Genomic DNA, 17,858 nt, shown 5'->3' on the forward strand with positions numbered 1-17,858 from the left:
GTCGATGCATATCCAACAAAAAAAAGATAAAGACCTTGTAGGCCCTTATCCTCATTTTACCCTTTATCGCAAGGATATGGGTTAGTTTTCAGTTCACAACTTCCAGGCCGCAGCCGTGCGCCGAAGCGCTATGCTCAAAATATCTTCCCAGCTCCACCATCATGGCGCCCATACGTTCCTCCACTGGAAAGACAATCCGTTCAATCCCTTCCTCCAAAATGGACTGCGCCGTCACCTTGCCTACCGACACAGCGATCACATCCTGGCGAAAAGCTTCCAGCACGTCTTCCATCTGCTTCTGTTCCCTCGCATATTGAGCCAAAAAGCGGATTTGCGGACCGCTGGTGAACGTAACTGCATCCACATCGCGGTTCAGGATATCCTGCAGCAATGCTTGCAAATTTGCTGCCTCCGGAGGAATATGCTTATAGGGAAGCACCTGCCGGGTAACTGCGCCTTGCTCGTCCAGCCACTTCACCAGCCGGGGAGCCGGATCACCATGTAGCTGCAACAGCACTTCCTTCCCCTTAAGATCATACGGGGCAAATGCCTGCGTCAACCCGATCAAGCTTCCGTCCTCGTCCCGTACAACTGGCGTAAAGCCACGCTTTTTGAGTCCATTGACCGTTTTGTAGCCCCGTGCTGCAATGTTCGAGGAATGTAATAGCTCCATCATCTGTTCTGCTACTTCCATATCCTCCGCCATATCGAATAGCGCGTCCAGCCCCATGCCTGTCGTGAAAATGTTCCAGTCCGGCGGCTGCTTCACCCACGATACAATAGCGTTACGCAGCTCGATATCGTCCAGAAAAACCGTGCCCTGGGCTGGACGCAGCACCGGCTCGCCCCCCATTTTTGTAACCAGCAGCGCCATTTCGTCTGCTTTACGAGGGCCGGCAAGGGCGACTCGCTTGCCTGCCATGCGTTGGGCCATCTTGTTCCCCCCCTTGTAGAAGTCGTACTCCTTTCTACCAAGTATACAATCAAGGGACTAAAAGACAAATAAGAATTACTTTTCCGATGAATATAGTGAGCTTATAAATCGACTTGCCTTGACTTACTTTCCCTCTGGTTTTCCTGCTGACTCGTGCTATCCTGTTTCTCTTCCGATGGCTTAGGATCGCCTCTATCTTTTTTAGGCTTGGGTCGGAGTAGCAGCCATAGCACCAAGGGCATGAAAACAAAGAAAACGATCATCACCACGGTCCACTCCCGGCTGAAATCATAAATTTGGATAATATTAGAAAACAGCATAAAGGAACAGACGTACCCCAACAGACCGACAGGCCATACAATTAAACTCCCCCAGGCAGGAGCAAACATACGCTTTACAGTCAAACTGATAACGTACAGATCGAACCCCATCTTTGTAAGCAGGGTTGGCACGGTAAGAGCAACTATAAACAAATCAAACCGATCCAGAAAGTCCGTTAGCCGCAACTGACGTACCAGTTCATAAGATGGATAAAACAGCCTTGACATGATAGGAACACCAATAACCAACTCCTCTAGCAGCACCAGCATGATCATAAAAGCGGTTCCGATACAATGTCCAAGCCACACACTGCGGCCATTAAAGATCCGTCCAGAAATTGCCAATGGCAGCAGCAAGATATCTGCCATATAACCAAGCATACGCCAGCTACCCTGGATAACTCCCCCTATATCCGGGTGCAACAGCGGTCTCATTACAGAAAAATCCATATTATTCCCGAAAAAAAGCGGCATGGTCAGCAGCGTCAGAAGCAACCACGGTACAAAAAGCTCCGCCATGTTCACAATGGTGTTGATCCCCCCTTTAGCCATAAACGTCAAGGTCAGCAGCAAAATAAGGGATACGACGACAATCGGAGTTATTGGCAAAAGAACGATCTCTACAAAATCAGTCATAATTCTCAAATCCCTCGCAAAAAGGATCAGGAATAAAATAAGATAAGCCACAAGCAGCATACGCCCCAGCACGGGATGGGAGCTGACTATGGTCTGCAGCAGATCCTGATCGGGAAAACGCTGCTTAAGCTTCAGCATCGCCCAGATCGGCAAACATATTACGATAGCCGCTATCGCACAGGTCCAATAGGCATGCTGATGTGCGTAATCTGCTGCCTGCCCCGGAGCATGTACAAGGGTAATACTGACCTCCATCAGCACACTAAGCATTATGATTTGTCTGGTTGTGAATTGCCTCATGCAGGTACATCCTCCTTTTGCCCGCAAGCACTCATTACATACGCCACAATACAGCCCGCATGTATATATTAATGAACCGGATCATTTCCAAGTCTTGCTTTATTCTCCATTCCCCGCTCCTTACCTTTATTGTTGGGCCGCAGCAGCAGGCATAGCACCAAGGGCATAATGATAAAGAACATAATCATCACCATCGTCCACTCCCGGCTGAAATCATAAATTTGAATACTGTTTGAAAAAATAATAAAGGAGCTGACGTATCCCAGCAAACCCACAGGCCAAACCATCAAAGCACCCTGTACATGAGGGAACAGGCGTTTGACAGCCATACTCAGAATATACAGATCCAGTCCCACCTTTATGAGCAGAGTGGGTATCGTAAACCCCCCTACAAATAAATCAAACCGATCCAGAAAATCCGTTATATACAACTGACGTGCCAGCTCATAGGATGGGTAGAACAGCCGCGCCAGAATGGGAAGCCCGATGACAACCTGCATGAGTGTAACAATGAAGACCATAAAAACAGTTCCTATCAAATGGCCCCACCATGCACCCTGCGGGCTATAGTTTTTCCCTTGCAATACAAAAGGCAACATCAGAATGTCCGCCATATACGAAAACATATACCAGCTTCCTTTCATGATTCCGGTTATACTTGGATGCAAAAACGGTCTAAGCTCCGAGAAATCCATGTTTCTGCCAAAGAAAAACGGCATCGTCAGCAGTGTCATAATGGAGATCGGTATAAAAATCTCACTCATGTTCACGATGATGTTCATACCGCCCCTAGCCATATAAACGACGGTTAACAGTATAATAAGTGAAATCATGAAAAAGGGAGTTCGCGGCAATAGAACCGCCTTTACCAAATCGGTAATAATCCATAAATCCCGGCCAAACAGGATTAAAAACAGGGAAAAATACAGGAGCAGCAGTATACGCCCTATCACCACGCTAGAACTGATCATGGCTTGAAACAGGTCCTGATTGGGAAAACGCTGCCCAAGCTTCAGCAATGCCCAGATTGGCAAGCACAATACTGCGGCTACTACCATACAGGTACAATAGGCGTGTTGTTCCGCATACGCCCCGGCTTGTGACGGAGCGTGTATCAAGGTTATATTCGTCTCCAGCAGCACACCGAGCAGCACCATTTGTCTAGTTGTGAACTGTTTCATGAGGTGCGTCTCCTTTTTCCACAAGCATCATTACAATTCGTTACAACCAAGAGGGCAGCCATATATCAATAAACCGTGTCAGCCAGGTAGCCATATAGACAGTACTGTGTGTCGACGTTCCATAGATCCAGATACCGATACTAAGGGCGTACAATACACGTGAGATCCAGCGGTTGACAGCAGGTGCGGCGTTCAGGCTTTTACGGTCCATCAGATACATGAAGATGATCGCCAGTACCAAGGGCAGCAGAAATATTTTATTCATTCTGGATTTGCTCCTTCTTGATCCCGAATGGCTTGGTAACTGCACCAATATTTTCAATATGCACAATCGGATTTATGGTAACTTCCACCTTGGGGTACAACTGATCCCAACGGGGTTTAATCCGTTTCCATTCATTCGGAAGGCTCGTTATGATAACCCGCCCCAAACCAAGCACATCAGAACGATATTTTTGTTGAATCACCTGGATAGCCTCACCCAAATCCTTCTTGATCTGACGTTCTACCTGCTGCTCCAGCCACTTCAAGTTTACTTCATTGGAAATATCGAAAGTCGTCTCATTTTCCCTTACATTTCCGTTGCAGTTCAGTTGGATGGTCATCTGAATATCATCCCCGTGAACATAGGGTTTGAAATGAACGCTGTTTTCGATAAGATGCACGGACAAATAACCACTTCCCTTGGGAGGGGTTATAAATATTTCCATATCCTTCGCCTGATCCATACCCAGCATCAAAAACCGACTTAAATGGTTATCTATAATGCCGGTTACTCTGTCCTTGCGAAATACAGCCAGTCCATCGACCTGAATATTCGTTTTCTTGTCCTTCAAATTAGAGGGGCCGTTCTTCACCAGGGACATTACGGGCACAGCCGGGTCAACGCCTTCCAACAGAATCGAATTCATCAGCAGCTTGATAGAACGGGGCTTTTTCATATAGGAATAGTTTAGCTCGCGCACCATTTCTGCCGGATATTGCTCAATCGGTGCATCCGCCTGAAGCATATCCAGCGCCGTTCCCTTCGTGATGACCACCAAAGAAGACAGACGGTTCTGCGGGATACGTGTCAATACATCCATCATATTGCTGATTCCTTCCCGCGCCAGTTCCTCACTGAACAACAGCACCCGGCGATGGGAATAATTCAACGTTCGTGAAACACCCCGCTGTTCCTCGGTACTTGCCCCCCGAAAGCTGGGGCCTGTTCTGGACTCCAGGTAGTAGGATTTGGTTCCGCTCGTCCCTCCCCCGCCTCCTGTGCTTCCTGAGGAACCGAGCTGTCCTGGGAGGGCAATCTGCATCGTTACCCGGTATTGATCGCCTTCCTTATCCAGCCCGGTTCCCATCACAAAGGCAACATCGTTCACCTCACGGCGATCCCAGCATCCCCCTAAAAGTACAGAACAGAGCACCAGACAGCTAAGTACAGCCGCTTTACGCATTTTCCCTGCATCAGACCATTGGGGCTTCATCACCATCCCTCCTCGGTTGTCGGCGATCCATTCATCTTTTCTTTCGCTCGTTTGTTGTTACCTTTTCCAATCCAGGAAGGACGTTTGGTCATTTTCCACCAAGGCGCACGAACGACGAGATCCTTTTGGTCCATGTGATTGTATGGGCTATACCCGCTCATGTAAGGCACACCAAACGACGTTAGCTTGGTTAAATGTGTAGCGAGCAGTGTGGTCGCGATAATGATTCCAAACAGTCCGAACACCCCCGCCATCAGCATGATCGGAAACCGCAGCAGACGAACCGTAATCGCAAAGTTAAAACGCGGAATGGTGAACGAAGCAATACCTGTGAGCGATACGATAATAACCACAGGTGCCGATACAATTCCCGCCTGTACAGATGCTTGCCCGATAACGAGCGCACCGAGGATACTGACAGCCTGGCCGACCGTTTTGGGGAGACGAATCCCCGCTTCTCGTAACGCCTCGAAGGAAATCTCCATCATCAATGCTTCAACCAAGGCGGGGAAAGGGATCGATTCACGCGCCGCAGCAATACTCAAGATAAGTGTCGTCGGCAGCATATCCTGATGATAGGTCGTGACCGCCACATATAATGCAGGCAGGAAAAGAGCCAGGATGAGAAAAAGGTAACGAATCCAGCGCACTACATTACTGATGAAAAAACGCTCGTAATAGTCTTCGCTCGCTTGCATCATCTGCCACATCGTGACTGGCCCAATCAGGGCGAAGGGCGTACCGTCCACAAAAATGGCAAACCGTCCTTCCAGCAATTGCGCGGTGACCGTATCCGGACGTTCCGTATATTCCATTTCCGGAAACGGTGAATACGGGTGGTCCTCAATCAGTTCCTCAATGTACCCCGTCTCCAGCACACCATCTATTTTGATATCGCTGAGCCTTTTTTTTACATCCTCCACCAGCTTCGGATCTATGATGCCCTCGATATAGGTAAGTACGACGCTCGTTTGGGTTTCTGTCCCGATGGTCATGCTTTGCATCTTGAGCCTGGGGGTCTTCAGCTTGAATCGCAGCAAGGCCGTATTCACGCGAAGCGTCTCGGTAAATCCTTCACGCGGCCCGCGAATAACCGCTTCGGTCTGCGGTTCCTCCACTCCACGGCGGACGCCTCCCTTAGCGCTGAAAATATACGCACGAGGCGTACCGTCTACGAACAAGGCCGCATTGCCGTCCAGTATCGACGCCGAGACCATTTTCCATTGATTCATCGTTTTGGTCTGGGACATGGAAATCCGAGTTTCATCCAGCGGATCTAATGTTCCGTTTACCTCGGGGTCCTTAAGCATCATGCCCAAAATGAAAGGTCGCAGGATATGATCCTGCAAATCCTCCGATTTCACCGTGCCTTCAATATAAGCCAATAGCCCTTTTCGTTCAGGGGAAATCATCAGCTCCCGATAGACAACATCAGAGCAATCCTTGAAAATATCACGCAAAGCAGTCAAATTGTCTTCCAGACTGCTCCGCAGCGGCTGTTCCAACCATGATGGTTCAGGCAGTCCTTTAAGAGCATCGTAATTTCGTGTCTTGCGATCTGCAGCGGGAATCGTGCGCCGGCTCCACGGTAATCTCGGCAGCTTGGGAAAGCGTCCTTTCTTCATCGTTATTTCCCCCTTTACGAATGAGCCGGATAGGTAATATAACATGTAGGATGTACTAGCCTGCACAGGATTATGTATCCAACTGGCTCAGCATGTTGAACAGATGACAAAAAGACCCTGCAATCAATCTGCAGGGTCTCCAAAAGCATCGTCATAAAATGGTGAATAAAACAGGGATTAATCCCCCCAATATTCGTCAGGGTGGTATTCAATTTCAGAACCGGCTTGAAATGTAAGCTCCCCGGTTTGCTCATCGTATTGTACGCTTTCCGGGGTGACGTAATACCAATGCTTCACAATGGTTCCATCCTCCGGCGTTACAAATCGGAATACATTCAGTTCCCTGCTATAACGCACAATCTCCTTCGCTGCCTCATGCGGCAGCTCTTGAAACGTGAAGCGAAACACGCCGTCTGCCGATGCCAAACGGCAATCGAAAATCTGTTTGCGGCTGTCAGCAAAGCTGCGACCCGTGACGGCATGCTTGATCAGCCATGTTTCCTGCTGCGCCATTGCGCGCACCTCCTTATTAGGGCAAATCAATCAGCATATAAAAGACAGGCTCCTGCGCCTCCAGCGACAGCTTCGGCTCCTGCTCAATACGGGCCGAATCACGCACGTCTAGCCTATGTTCACCGTTCACACGCAGCGAGCCTTCGATAACAAACAAGAATACGCGTCGCCCTTCGGACTGTGCGAATTCCACACGCTCGCCGGGCTGAAGCTTGCTTAAATAAATCGTCAAATCCTGATGGATCGCAGCTATTTCACCCTCCGTGCCTGGAACACGCTTCCCTGCAACGACAGGTAGAAGCTGACCGTGCAGACGCTCAGGGTTGAACGCTGTAGCTTCATAAGATGGTTCCAGTCCTCTCGTAATCGGGCTAAACCACAATTGAAGTAAACTAACATCCTCCGTTTGCGAAGCGTTGTGCTCCGTATGGATGATCCCGTGGCCCGCAGACATCCGCTGGATACCTCCAAAATTCGTCACCGCCACATGCCCACGGTTGTCCTCATGACGCAGCTCGCCGTACAGCACGATGGAGACAATCTCCATATCACTGTGAGGATGCGCCCCAAAGCCCCGGCCCGGTGCGATCACGTCGTCATTACAGACACGCATGGGACCAAACGCTGTATTGTTCTCATCCTGATATTCCGCGAATGAAAAGCTGTGGCTGCCCCGCAGCCATCCCTTATCGAAGCTGAAACGGGAAGCAGCCGGATATATTGTGAACATAGTAGCCCTCCTTCAGGAAGAAAAATGAGATCAAATCTTTTTTTCATTGTACCCGAGCCACAACGATAAAGCTATGCCCCTGTCTGAGCGATAATTTCGTCCATAAAAGACTGCAAGGTACTGGTTACATAGGCTTCCTTGCGGCGGATAAACACCGTTGTCACTTCATTGTACGGCTCAGGCATTACGTGACAATGCACCAGACCTTGGGCCGCCAGCCCGCTGATCGAAGATTCAGGAAAAACCGTCATTCCAATGCCAGCCGCCACGCTGCCGATAATCGTCTCGAATGTCCCAAATTCCATAATCTGCTTGGGGATAATACCCTCCATCTTGAGCCAGGCTTCCAGCCGCCCACGGTAGCCGCAGCCTTTTTTATATAAAAGGAGCGGACGGGTTGTTACATCCTCAACGGAAAAATCATCCCCTTGGGAAACAAGGACCAGCTTTTCCTGAAAGACATCCAACTGTTCAATAAGAGGATGCTTCACCGGTCCGGTCACAAACGCTCCATCCAGCCTCATCTCCGCAACCTCCTGTACCAAGTGCTCGGTAACCCCTGCCTTGAGGGACAGCTCGACATCCGGGTACTTGCTATAATAAGCATGTAAAATCGCCGGGAGCGCAATCACCGTCTCCACAATGCCAATCTCCAGCACTCCCGAAGGCGCAGAGGTACTCTGAAACGCAAGTTTCATTTCCTCAAATTGGGACAAAATGCTTTTCGTATATTGCAGCAGACGCTTGCCCTCCGCGTTGAGGATCATGCCCCGCTTATGTCTATAAAATAAAGGCGTTTGCAGCTCCTTTTCCAGTAGCTTGATTCTGGCCGTTACATTGGACTGGACATAGCTAAGCTCGGCTGCCGCCTTGCTGACACTGCCATGAGCAGCCACCGTCTGGAAAATGTTTAAATCGTTCAGATCCAATACTGCTCCCCCTTATCGTGAAGGGCAAGGCTATCAAAATTGACGAGCCTTGTCACTTATCATCATTTTAAATGATGTTAACGTTTATTTTCAATCATTTTACCAACAGCTCCCTGTCCATTATGATGTGTCCATAAGATATGTCCGCTGTGGCCGGCAAGGAGGAGCTTTTTTTCACCATGAATAGACAAATCATGACCGGATCTTTATTGTGCCTGATCGCCAGTATGTCATGGGGGGCCATGTTTCCGGTTTCGCACATTGCATTGCAACAAGTCAATCCGCTGTACTTTTCATTTTTACGTTATTTCTCGGTTACGCTCATATTAATTGTACTGTTGTGGCTCAAAGAGGGACGGGCTGCTTTTCGCTTTGAGGGCAAGGGCAAGACATTGCTGTTCTTTGGTACGATGGGATTTACCATTTATAATATGGCCGTTTTCCAGGGTCAGCACGCGATGGGTGCAGCAGGTACCATTGTTGCGTCAATTATGGAAGTGCTGATGCCGATGATTTCCATTGCGATGATATGGGTCATGACCCGTAAAATGCCGCCAAAATACACACTGATCAGTATGATGATCGCACTGGCTGGAGCTGTACTCGTGATTACGAACGGAAAATGGACCTTCTTCACACTCGCCGGACAGCACTTGCTGCCGCTGCTGCTCATTTTCGCAGGAGTGATTGGATGGGTCGTGTATTCCATGGGAGGCAGCCATTTTGCAGGATGGTCCACCCTTCGCTACTCTACCTTAACCTGCCTGCTTGGAACCCTGGTTTCCTTCGTAGTCGTCACGACCGCCTCCGCCTTCAACTGGGTTGCGGTGCCTGACTGGCAGCATGTATGGTCAGTCAAGTACGAAATGAGCTTTATGATCCTGCTTCCTGGGCTGGCAGCCTTGCTGAGCTGGAATGCCGGGATCCGAATGCTGTCACCACTGAACGGAATTTTATTTATTAACTTTGTACCGATTACCACACTGGTGCTTATGTATTTCCAAGGCTATGCCATCAGCTACTTTGAGCTGTACGGAACAGTGCTGGTCATCTTCGCGCTGCTGCTTAATAATATGGTTCAAAGAAGCTCTCTACGTCCTTCCGGCAATCCGCGCCGCATCCGTTTCCGCTTGGATCGGCGTAAATCATTCCAAAGATAGTACCTATCTATACAAGCCATAAATGTGTGGCAAAAAGCATAAAAGCGCATGGACAAGGAGGTAAACTCCTGTATCTGTGCGCTTTTATCCGTTTATTATTTCTCTCCGACCTGGAATCGTCCAACTAGCTCACGCAGTTCCTCAGCCATTTGGCTCAGATCCGCTGAGGAAGAAGCAATTTCCTCAATAGAGGCGAGCTGCTGCTCAGCGGCAGCTGAGATTGACTCCGTGTTGCCCGCTGACTCGTTGGAAATATGGGAAATATCGCTCATAATACTCACGACACCTGACGCACCCCGAGCCATTTCCTGTGTCACTCCGGTAATGTCATTGATATGCCCCATCGCTCGTTCGACAGCCTGGCTAATTTCCGAAAAGGATTGCTCAGACGTGCTTACTGAATCAATGCCTTCTGTAACCCGTGTCCGCGCTTGATACATAGCCGTCAAAGCGTGGTCCATATCCGCCTGCATCGCTTCAATACGCTCTGAAATCAAGGTAGCCGATTTGGCCGATTCCTCCGCCAGCTTACGTACCTCTGTTGCAACCACAGCAAACCCTTTACCATGATCCCCGGCGCGTGCAGCCTCAATGGACGCGTTCAGTGCCAGCAGATTCGTCTGTTTGGCAATACCGGATATAACGCTGATAATATTTTCAATTTCGCCGGAGCGTTCACTCAGGGAATCCATCGCATGTCCAAGCTCGTTAACAGTCTCGTCGATATCATGCATCTTCTGTACTGCTCGCGTAGCTGCCTTGCTGCCTGCTTGTGCGGACTCAGCGTTTCTCTTCACATTCTCAGATACGCCCACCATACGCTCGGATACGTTCACTGCCTGCTGAGCAAGCTCCTCCATACTTACGGAGCCATGTTTGACGCTTTGAACCTGCTGCTCGCTGCCCACCGCTACTTCCTGAATAGCTATGGTGACATGCTCAATGGCTTTGGTCGTCTGATCGGCACCCGCAGCCAATTCCTCTGCCGAAGAACTTACCCGATCTGTGGTTTCGTGTACGCTTCGAATCATCGTGCGCAAACTATCCACCATGGTTTGGAAGTAAGCAGACAACTGGCCAACCTCATCGGTTTTTCCCGTTTCCAAATCGCCTGTCAAATCTCCTTTACTGATCTGCTCTGCCGATTTTTGCAGTCTGCGGATCGGCACCAGAACGGAACGAGTAATCAGGAATATAGCAGCAAGCGCAATCACCAACGAGGCTGCCAGCACGAGAATAGTTACGTAACGCATGGCAGCGGTGGCATCGTTAATTTCAGATTGATAGAAGGTTCCCGCAATTTTCCAGCCGGTATCCTTATTCGTTACATAGGTCAAATATTTCTCATGATTATCATGCACATAGTTAAAGTGTCCGCTCGACGCAGTGTACATCGTATTAATAAAGCTTTCCTGAGAAGATGTACCCGGTTTAGCCGTAGGATGAACCACAAATTTTTTCGTATGGTCCATAATGACGATATATCCCTCTTGCCCCACTTTAATGGAAGCCAGCTTACGTACACTGTCCAGATTTAGAGAGATCCCGAGAACACCGGACTGGTCGGAGAGCGTTTGAGATACCACAACAACAGGAATACCCGAAGAATTGATGATGACAGGGGTGATCATCACCTTACCGGGCTGCTTCATCGCTTCGATGTACCATGGTCGTTTGCGGGGATCAAACGTACCTTCGTTCTCCTTGGGTACGCCGCGGATCATCAAGCCCTCTGTTGTACCGACAAAAATATCGTTCGCATCTTCATGTAAGCCTTTGTATTGGATCAGCTTAGGCTGAATCAACGGACTATTTCGACCGTCAATCATCGATCTGTCGAGGCGCTCCGCCAAATAACTCGCATCTTTAATTTTACTGGCGATTGCATATTCAATAATTGAGTTGGCCGTCGCTACCCCCTGATTTGCACTGCTGTAGAGCTGTTTCTCCATAGCATTAAATGATGATTTATAGGTCGCGATAGATATACTTAAGCTTGGTAACAACAAAACAAGTAAAAATCCTAAAATCAGCTTGTTCCTGAGTGTCCAAATGGTTTTTCTCTTTCGCTTTTTTTCCATGTGTTTTTCCCCTTTACTGAAAAGCTATGTTTTTGAAATTACACTCGATGGAAGTTATATCGGTTAGAGGAAGCAAATAATTTACAGGAAATTTTCACAAATGAGCAAAATAAAAACGCGCCCTATGAGACTAAGGACGCGTTTCTATGATCTTTTAGACCTGTGCGCTATTACTTTCAGGCTTTTTACGGCTGAACAACTGATCGAGCGAAAGAAAACGTGCGCCGACCAACGCTTGCTGTAGACTGGCGAACAGAACCAAAAGATCGAATTCAATTGAGCCAAAAGGTTGTCCTTTTTTAGCAGTTAATAGAACACCGATCATGACGATCGTCAATGCTGCTCCGGCGATTCTTGTTCCGATACCCAGAACCAGTGCAATACCTCCAACCAGCTCAACCGCAGCGACCACAGGGGCCAACCAGCCGGGAAGCCCGATACTTTGGAAGAAACCCGAGGTTCCGTCTAATCCCTGAAATTTTTGTGACCCGTGAACAATAAAAATAACCCCTGTAAAGATTCGTACCAACAGTAATCCAATATTCGTAAGTGTTTGATTCATATGCTCATCTCCTTTTAATTTGTGTACAGATTAGATAATCAACACTACAAAATGTAGTGTATTATGCATCAATAATCGGTAGCGCATAAAGCGCCACCCATTAGGATATATCTTGCCAAACTACATTAACGCTAGGGCAAACATAAGCGTCAGCATCACTAGCACATAGCTGGATAACATAATCGAACGCCAGGGCAGTCGGATTACCGGCTCTTGCTGAGGGTCTAGAATACGTGAGATCCGATAATTAATGGACGTTTCTGCAAAAGAGGAACAAGCGGCGAAATTCACCAGATGGGCATTCGCGGGCGTCATTCTCAGCAGTTTGAGCAATGCACTTCCAATTCCCATTGGTGAACCTGTGCGTTTAATTGCTTCATTGTCAGCCAAAATTTCACGGGCTATCTTATAATGGTTGGTAATATGACGCAGCACCGGCAAGTAGAACAGCAGTGTGGCGCACATTTGCAGCAACCATGTCTTTAATGGATCATAATGCTTCATATGATACGCTTCATGGTATAAGACAGCCTCTTCCTCGTGCTTGTCCAGTAGGGACAGCAATGCGGAGGATAATACAATGCGAGGCTTCCATAATCCCATGGTGAAAGCGGCAGGCTTGGCGTAATCAATGACCCAAATCCGGTCGGCTCCCAGTTCACGATATCGTTCACCCAGTGCTTCCGTCAGCGGCAGGTCACGCATCCGGCGCAGTCTGCGGAAAGCCGCCCTTGTGGCCATACACTGCCGTATCGCTTCTACCCCGGCAATCCCAAAGGTGAGAAAGACGAGTCCACTGAGGGCATCCACCATGTAGCCAATTCCGTAGTTCTGCAACAGACTTCTACAAATCTGAAACACGTTAAAATCCAATTTCCAGCCGAAAATATGCTGCCCGGCGTACATACCCATCTGTATAAGGGCGAAACCCGAAATAAAGGCGCCTGCTGTAAACAGTAATTTAGAACGTGTTTTCCACATCGTCTATATATCCTTTTTCCATTGTTTAATTTTTTGTTCCAGACGTTCGATCAGCATAGGATCAGCAACCTCCAGAGCATCAATCATATGATTTACAGCGAGTGGACCGAATTCATCCACCAGTTCGTGGCTTAACTCCTTGGACTGTTCATCCCTGAATTCTTCCCTGCTCAAAACCGGTCGATACAAAGACGTTCTCCCGCGTATACTCTTACTCAGTATTCCCTTTTCCACCAGACGATTCATCACAGTCATCACCGTATTGAAATTAAAGTCCCGATCCCCCTCCAACGCGGTCTGCACTTCTTTAATGCTCTGATCCGAAGTGGACCATAAAATATCCATAATTTTGGCTTCCAGAGGTCCGAAAAATCGGTTGAGTCCGGTTTCGCCAGTTTTAAAATTCAGTCGTTTCATAAGAAGCACCTCACACTACCGATTGTAGTGTACACTTCCTGATAAAGTCAACCGTCACACGTTATGTCAGTTTCTTTAAAGGGATTTATCTTCATCCGCCGAATGTCTCCATCCGGCGGCAATTCATGGCCTGATCCGCTTCAGCTCAATCCGCCAATCTGTAGCCTACACCTCTTACCGTTGCAATATATTCAGGCTCCGCAGGCCGGTCGCCCAGCTTCTTGCGCAAGCTTTTGACATGCACATCCACGACATTGCTGCCACCTACAAAATCCGTCTCCCAGATATCATGCATCATCTGTTCACGAGAAATAACTTTGCCTTGAGAATCCAGTAGCTTCAAGAGCAAGTCGTATTCCGTTTTGGTCAGATTTAATTGATTCTCTTCTTTATATACTAACATTTTATCACGGTCAATCCAGATGTCCTTGAACACCGTACGACGGCTACCTTGCGTTGCCTGACGGGAAGTTGCTGGATGACGTACAATCATCCGTTCAATATCATGCACCATATGATTGGAAGCCGCTGGCCATACCAGCACCTCTTCCGAAGGAAGCAGCTCATGCGCACGCACAGCCATACGATCCTGTATCACATACATGACCGGTGTATCTTTCATCTGTTCCGCCTCAAGGCGATTACGGATATCCAGTAATTCACTCCGTGTATCGGTAGCGGTCAAATCATAAATCAGCAGATCGCTTCCCAGATGACGTTGTACCTCAGGCTCCCAGCGGTGGAACACCATCACATCAAAGCACGCATCTGACAACGTACGCACCAAGCCGTGAACGACACCTGGAACCGAGCTGATCAGAACGATGCGACGCGTCGTTGGACAGTATAAAGGCTCATTGGAAGGAACCGTCTGTAACGCAGGGGCAGAAGGAGCTGACAGCATAGTTGTCCAGATGCCCTTTACCCGTCTCGGCATATCTGCCGCTTTGAGCCGACTCGTTACCTGATTCGCTTGCTTTGGCATTCCTTACACACTCCTCCGAATACGACATGGGCATGGGCAATGGTATACCCCGTTTCATGCGCAACCGTCTCAATCCATTCGTGTGGAACCTCGCTCATCACTTCATCTACCCGGCCGCATACCTCACAAATAATATGCTGATGATCGTCCATCCGACCGTCATAACGACTAGCAGCTTCCCCCAACTTCAATTCCCGGATTAATTCCTTATCCGTCAAATAACGCAGTGAATTATAGACCGTTCCATAGGCCAGATTATATCCGCGCTCCATCAACCGATTCATAACATCGGCCGCAGTAGGATGATCGTGGGCCTCACGAACCACATCATACACCGCCTGGCGCTGCGAAGTTAAATTTAAAGTTCTCATACCGCATCTCCCTTAACGAACGCAGATTATATTTATTCTCAACTTATAATTACAACAATAAATTAATTTAGAATAAGTATAAATCCTAATTCATTTCAAGTCAATGGGATCGGATAAATTGAGCCACTTTGCATCACAATGTATACGAAACATTCAGCTCATACACATCGGAGGGATATTTTATGAAAATACTCTGGATATTCACACTCTTTATGGTACTCATGCTCGGAACCAATCTGCTGGTGAACTGGCTATTTGGTATTCATAATCCTTGGGATTCTATTTCATTGGCTTTTGGCACCCTGCGACCATCCGAATATATCGTCTTGGCAGGAATGCTGCTGTTGCTCTTTGTTACCGTGGGCAAAAAGCAAATTGGATACGCACTTCAATTCCTTTTCTCACGATGGTCACGTTTTCTGAGAGTCCCCTCTTCTAAATCTGCTTCTTCGCACAAGAGCCATCAGAAAAAGCAGAATGGGGAAAATGTAAACAAATAATGGATGAATATAAATTAGGGACTGCCGTCCAAATTCAAAATGCTCGCTCAGGCTCGGTGTTCCTATCTGGGACCACAGTAAAACAAGGATACCGCAGGGAAGCAGCGTTTTTCGGTAGGGTAAACCAAATATATCGGATATCCCCAAAGCCGATGCATAGAAGAACAAAGCCACTTTAAAAAAGTCCCCGATCAGTACAGACATCAGTATAATGACATCGGGACGCTGGACGTATTCCGAAAGCTGGACATTCGCAAACGTGCTTAATAATGGAAAGATAGAACGCTCCGTTATATTCGTACCCAGCACGCTTACATTTAATATGGCGACTTCAACTAAAACGATGCCCGCAGCTATAATGCCCACATAACCTGCTCTGGTCATCTGTGAAGGCTTACGTACACAAGGGATAAACATCATGAAACAGATCATTTCACCGTAAGGAAAAGGCAAACGTTCTCTAATTACTGAGCTGAGTCAGGGCTTTAAGCCTGTACTCATTACAGGCCTCAGCTCTTCCAGATGAATGCTGCCCGATAAGATTAATAATGTAGTTCCCAAGAAAATGACAAGTAACACCACCGAAAGAAAGATCTGTCCAGTGCGGGCCAACACTTCAAAACCGAGCCAGAGAACATAAATCACACATATTACCATCAGAAAGGCAACGACCATACTTGGTGTTTTTTCCAGTATGGAGACACGGACCAGCTCAGTCTCATCGCGTAGATTTCTACTGGTTAAATACAGAAAAAACAGAATGTACAGTATCCCCACTGCTGTTCCACTCGTGTTCCCGAGCAATTTACGGGCATAGGTGGTCAACGTTTGGCCGGGAAACATTTCTGCTGTGTAGGTATACATTCGGAACAATACGATCCCGACACCCATAGCGATGAGCTGGGCAATCCATGTATCCCGTTCATATTCATTATCCAAATTAATAATGACCGCATTTCCCAGCAGAAAATGGAACATAAGAATGAGCATTTGCCCGGTACTGACCAGCCTTACGTGTACAAGACCATGATTCACGAAGCATTCTCCTTCCCTTTTTTGTTTTCGGTCTTTTTAAACCAGGACACCATTAGCAACAGGAGCGGGAAAAATACAGAAAATATAGGGAATATGTATTTCAACACGAAATCGCCTATTTTAATATGCTCCTGATAGCTTTGAGCCATCAGTACCGAAGATATGAGCATAATTATTCCGAATGGTAGCAGCAACTTGCGGCTAGAAATGTTAAATACGTCTTCTGCTGCCTTTATCGCAGCATAATAGAAAATAAAGATCTTAAAAAAATCAAAGATAATGACGGTCATGACCCCAATAACATCCACCCTGTCGATGAAATCCGATATTTCCACCTTGCTGATCGTAGATAGTATCGGGTACGTGGCCCGCTGGAACACGTCCTCTCCGAGTGAAAGGACGTTTACCAGTGCAACTATGGTCAGGATGATGCCTCCCAGCAGCACAGCGGAAACACCAACGCCGTTGGCACGATAGCCTTTCTTTAATGTGGGAAGAATCATCGTAAAGGTAACCATCTCACCAAACGGCAGCATCAAGGCCTGTGAATAAATCACCCGCCATATCGACTGCCAGCCATGCTGGGCAATAGGCAGCAAATTCCCCCAAGCCAAAATGCCGGAAAACACGAGCATTACATTCGTTGCGAGCCCCAGTATCAGCATAAGGACCAGCAGCCAAATCGCTGTTCGCCCTGCCACTTCAAGCCCTAAATGCATCACATACATCACAAGCGCGATCATCAGAGCACTGATGATGATTAACGGTGTATGCGGGAGTGTCCGATTGGCAATTAGCGTCCCCGTATCTTGAAGATCACGTGCCCCACCGTACATAAAAAAAACAATATACAAAAATGCAATCACGCCTCCTGCCTTTCTGCCCATGATAACTTTGCTGTATTGCGTCATAAGCAAATTGGGGAAGCGTCTGTGAAGGCTGCCGTAGCACAGAAAAAGCAGAGCCCCAAGCCCTGTTGCGATGAGGATAGCCAACCATGCATCCTTGCCCGCTTCCCTCCCTGGAATGGACATCACAGACGTTCCCAATTCAAATAGAATCATGAGGGAAATCATCTCTACCGCATCCATTTGTATTTTTTTCATCGCCTTCCCTCCTC

At 47.8% G+C, this 17,858-nt stretch carries 18 protein-coding genes and 1 pseudogene; 2 read left to right on the forward strand and 17 right to left on the reverse strand.

Features of this window, described 5'->3' with window-relative positions:
- Positions 1 to 88: 88 nt before the first annotated feature.
- The 9 genes from C1I60_RS04355 to C1I60_RS04395 form a co-directional block, all read right to left on the reverse strand.
- A complete protein-coding gene (locus C1I60_RS04355) occupies positions 89 to 934 on the reverse strand; it encodes a uroporphyrinogen-III synthase (protein WP_137060647.1) in 846 nt (281 codons plus the stop codon).
- A 101-nt stretch (positions 935 to 1,035) separates the two neighbouring features.
- Positions 1,036 to 2,190 (reverse strand): GerAB/ArcD/ProY family transporter, encoded by a 1,155-nt coding sequence (locus tag C1I60_RS04360; protein WP_137060648.1) that lies wholly within the window; start codon positions 2,188 to 2,190, stop codon positions 1,036 to 1,038.
- Positions 2,191 to 2,258: 68 nt separating this feature from the next.
- The gene (locus C1I60_RS04365) at positions 2,259 to 3,371 is read right to left on the reverse strand and encodes a GerAB/ArcD/ProY family transporter (protein WP_137060649.1); all 1,113 of its coding nucleotides are present in this window, start codon (positions 3,369 to 3,371) and stop codon (positions 2,259 to 2,261) included.
- 40 nt (positions 3,372 to 3,411) lie between these two features.
- The gene (locus tag C1I60_RS04370) at positions 3,412 to 3,636 is read right to left on the reverse strand and encodes a hypothetical protein (RefSeq protein WP_137060650.1); all 225 of its coding nucleotides are present in this window, start codon (positions 3,634 to 3,636) and stop codon (positions 3,412 to 3,414) included.
- Complete coding sequence (locus tag C1I60_RS04375; RefSeq protein WP_137060651.1) at positions 3,629 to 4,849, reverse strand: Ger(x)C family spore germination protein; 1,221 nt, start codon at positions 4,847 to 4,849, stop codon at positions 3,629 to 3,631. The genes C1I60_RS04370 and C1I60_RS04375 overlap by 8 nt, the downstream gene beginning before the upstream one ends.
- Positions 4,849 to 6,474: a spore germination protein gene (locus C1I60_RS04380; protein ID WP_137060652.1), complete on the reverse strand. Its 1,626-nt coding sequence runs from the start codon at positions 6,472 to 6,474 to the stop codon at positions 4,849 to 4,851. The genes C1I60_RS04375 and C1I60_RS04380 overlap by 1 nt, the downstream gene beginning before the upstream one ends.
- Before the next feature lie 177 nt (positions 6,475 to 6,651).
- Positions 6,652 to 6,987 (reverse strand): hypothetical protein, encoded by a 336-nt coding sequence (locus C1I60_RS04385; RefSeq protein WP_137060653.1) that lies wholly within the window; start codon positions 6,985 to 6,987, stop codon positions 6,652 to 6,654.
- A 16-nt stretch (positions 6,988 to 7,003) separates the two neighbouring features.
- Entirely contained in the window at positions 7,004 to 7,717 is a 714-nt protein-coding gene (locus C1I60_RS04390; protein ID WP_137060654.1) for a pirin family protein, read from the reverse strand.
- 71 nt (positions 7,718 to 7,788) lie between these two features.
- On the reverse strand, positions 7,789 to 8,646 hold the full coding sequence (locus tag C1I60_RS04395; RefSeq protein WP_137060655.1) for a LysR family transcriptional regulator: 858 nt from the start codon (positions 8,644 to 8,646) through the stop codon (positions 7,789 to 7,791).
- 179 nt (positions 8,647 to 8,825) lie between these two features.
- Between C1I60_RS04395 and C1I60_RS04400 the strand changes: the two genes are divergently transcribed.
- Positions 8,826 to 9,806, forward strand: a complete 981-nt coding sequence (locus tag C1I60_RS04400) for a DMT family transporter (protein ID WP_252361555.1) — start codon at positions 8,826 to 8,828, stop codon at positions 9,804 to 9,806.
- Between the two features lie 95 nt (positions 9,807 to 9,901).
- On the opposite strand, the gene C1I60_RS04405 is transcribed toward C1I60_RS04400, so the two are convergent.
- The 6 genes from C1I60_RS04405 to C1I60_RS04430 all read right to left on the reverse strand — a co-directional run bounded on the left by C1I60_RS04405 (position 9,902) and on the right by C1I60_RS04430 (position 15,203).
- Positions 9,902 to 11,887 carry a methyl-accepting chemotaxis protein gene (locus tag C1I60_RS04405; protein ID WP_137060657.1) on the reverse strand — a complete coding sequence of 662 codons (1,986 nt, stop codon included), beginning with the start codon at positions 11,885 to 11,887 and terminating at the stop codon, positions 9,902 to 9,904.
- A gap of 154 nt (positions 11,888 to 12,041) precedes the next feature.
- A complete protein-coding gene (locus tag C1I60_RS04410; RefSeq protein WP_137060658.1) occupies positions 12,042 to 12,449 on the reverse strand; it encodes a DoxX family protein in 408 nt (135 codons plus the stop codon).
- Positions 12,450 to 12,569: 120 nt separating this feature from the next.
- Positions 12,570 to 13,430, reverse strand: coding sequence for a M56 family metallopeptidase (locus C1I60_RS04415; protein ID WP_137060659.1), 861 nt, complete (start codon positions 13,428 to 13,430; stop codon positions 12,570 to 12,572).
- Between the two features lie 3 nt (positions 13,431 to 13,433).
- Positions 13,434 to 13,847 (reverse strand): BlaI/MecI/CopY family transcriptional regulator, encoded by a 414-nt coding sequence (locus tag C1I60_RS04420; protein ID WP_137060660.1) that lies wholly within the window; start codon positions 13,845 to 13,847, stop codon positions 13,434 to 13,436.
- Between the two features lie 145 nt (positions 13,848 to 13,992).
- On the reverse strand, positions 13,993 to 14,832 hold the full coding sequence (locus C1I60_RS04425; protein ID WP_137060661.1) for a winged helix-turn-helix domain-containing protein: 840 nt from the start codon (positions 14,830 to 14,832) through the stop codon (positions 13,993 to 13,995).
- Positions 14,808 to 15,203: a Fur family transcriptional regulator gene (locus tag C1I60_RS04430; protein WP_137060662.1), complete on the reverse strand. Its 396-nt coding sequence runs from the start codon at positions 15,201 to 15,203 to the stop codon at positions 14,808 to 14,810. Before C1I60_RS04430 ends, C1I60_RS04425 begins: the two co-directional genes overlap by 25 nt.
- Positions 15,204 to 15,385: 182 nt before the next feature.
- Between C1I60_RS04430 and C1I60_RS26485 the strand changes: the two genes are divergently transcribed.
- Positions 15,386 to 15,703, forward strand: coding sequence for a YczF family membrane protein (locus C1I60_RS26485; RefSeq protein ID WP_137060663.1), 318 nt, complete (start codon positions 15,386 to 15,388; stop codon positions 15,701 to 15,703).
- On the opposite strand, the pseudogene C1I60_RS04440 reads toward C1I60_RS26485, so the two are convergent.
- Positions 15,614 to 16,738 (reverse strand): annotated as a pseudogene (locus C1I60_RS04440) (GerAB/ArcD/ProY family transporter). The gene C1I60_RS26485 and the pseudogene C1I60_RS04440 sit on opposite strands and share 90 nt — an antisense overlap.
- A complete protein-coding gene (locus C1I60_RS04445; protein ID WP_137060664.1) occupies positions 16,735 to 17,844 on the reverse strand; it encodes a GerAB/ArcD/ProY family transporter in 1,110 nt (369 codons plus the stop codon). The pseudogene C1I60_RS04440 and the gene C1I60_RS04445 overlap by 4 nt, the downstream one beginning before the upstream one ends.
- Between the last annotated feature and the right edge of the window lie 14 nt (positions 17,845 to 17,858).

The sequence above is a fragment of the Paenibacillus terrae genome (assembly GCF_005217525.1).
GTDB lineage: Bacteria > Bacillota > Bacilli > Paenibacillales > Paenibacillaceae > Paenibacillus > Paenibacillus terrae_C.

Bases quoted from the DNA above. Each gene is read 5' to 3' on its own strand.
- C1I60_RS04355 (WP_137060647.1), bottom strand. From the start codon at position 934: ATGGCCCAACGCATGGCAGGCAAGCGAGTCGCCCTTGCCGGCCCTCGT.
- C1I60_RS04360 (WP_137060648.1), bottom strand. From the start codon at position 2,190: ATGAGGCAATTCACAACCAGACAAATCATAATGCTTAGTGTGCTGATG.
- C1I60_RS04365 (WP_137060649.1), bottom strand. From the start codon at position 3,371: ATGAAACAGTTCACAACTAGACAAATGGTGCTGCTCGGTGTGCTGCTG.
- C1I60_RS04370 (WP_137060650.1), bottom strand. From the start codon at position 3,636: ATGAATAAAATATTTCTGCTGCCCTTGGTACTGGCGATCATCTTCATG.
- C1I60_RS04375 (WP_137060651.1), bottom strand. From the start codon at position 4,849: ATGAAGCCCCAATGGTCTGATGCAGGGAAAATGCGTAAAGCGGCTGTA.
- C1I60_RS04380 (WP_137060652.1), bottom strand. From the start codon at position 6,474: ATGAAGAAAGGACGCTTTCCCAAGCTGCCGAGATTACCGTGGAGCCGG.
- C1I60_RS04385 (WP_137060653.1), bottom strand. From the start codon at position 6,987: ATGGCGCAGCAGGAAACATGGCTGATCAAGCATGCCGTCACGGGTCGC.
- C1I60_RS04390 (WP_137060654.1), bottom strand. From the start codon at position 7,717: ATGTTCACAATATATCCGGCTGCTTCCCGTTTCAGCTTCGATAAGGGA.
- C1I60_RS04400 (WP_252361555.1), top strand. From the start codon at position 8,826: ATGAATAGACAAATCATGACCGGATCTTTATTGTGCCTGATCGCCAGT.
- C1I60_RS04405 (WP_137060657.1), bottom strand. From the start codon at position 11,887: ATGGAAAAAAAGCGAAAGAGAAAAACCATTTGGACACTCAGGAACAAG.
- C1I60_RS04410 (WP_137060658.1), bottom strand. From the start codon at position 12,449: ATGAATCAAACACTTACGAATATTGGATTACTGTTGGTACGAATCTTT.
- C1I60_RS04415 (WP_137060659.1), bottom strand. From the start codon at position 13,430: ATGTGGAAAACACGTTCTAAATTACTGTTTACAGCAGGCGCCTTTATT.
- C1I60_RS04420 (WP_137060660.1), bottom strand. From the start codon at position 13,847: ATGAAACGACTGAATTTTAAAACTGGCGAAACCGGACTCAACCGATTT.
- C1I60_RS04425 (WP_137060661.1), bottom strand. From the start codon at position 14,832: ATGCCAAAGCAAGCGAATCAGGTAACGAGTCGGCTCAAAGCGGCAGAT.
- C1I60_RS04430 (WP_137060662.1), bottom strand. From the start codon at position 15,203: ATGAGAACTTTAAATTTAACTTCGCAGCGCCAGGCGGTGTATGATGTG.
- C1I60_RS26485 (WP_137060663.1), top strand. From the start codon at position 15,386: ATGAAAATACTCTGGATATTCACACTCTTTATGGTACTCATGCTCGGA.
- C1I60_RS04445 (WP_137060664.1), bottom strand. From the start codon at position 17,844: ATGAAAAAAATACAAATGGATGCGGTAGAGATGATTTCCCTCATGATT.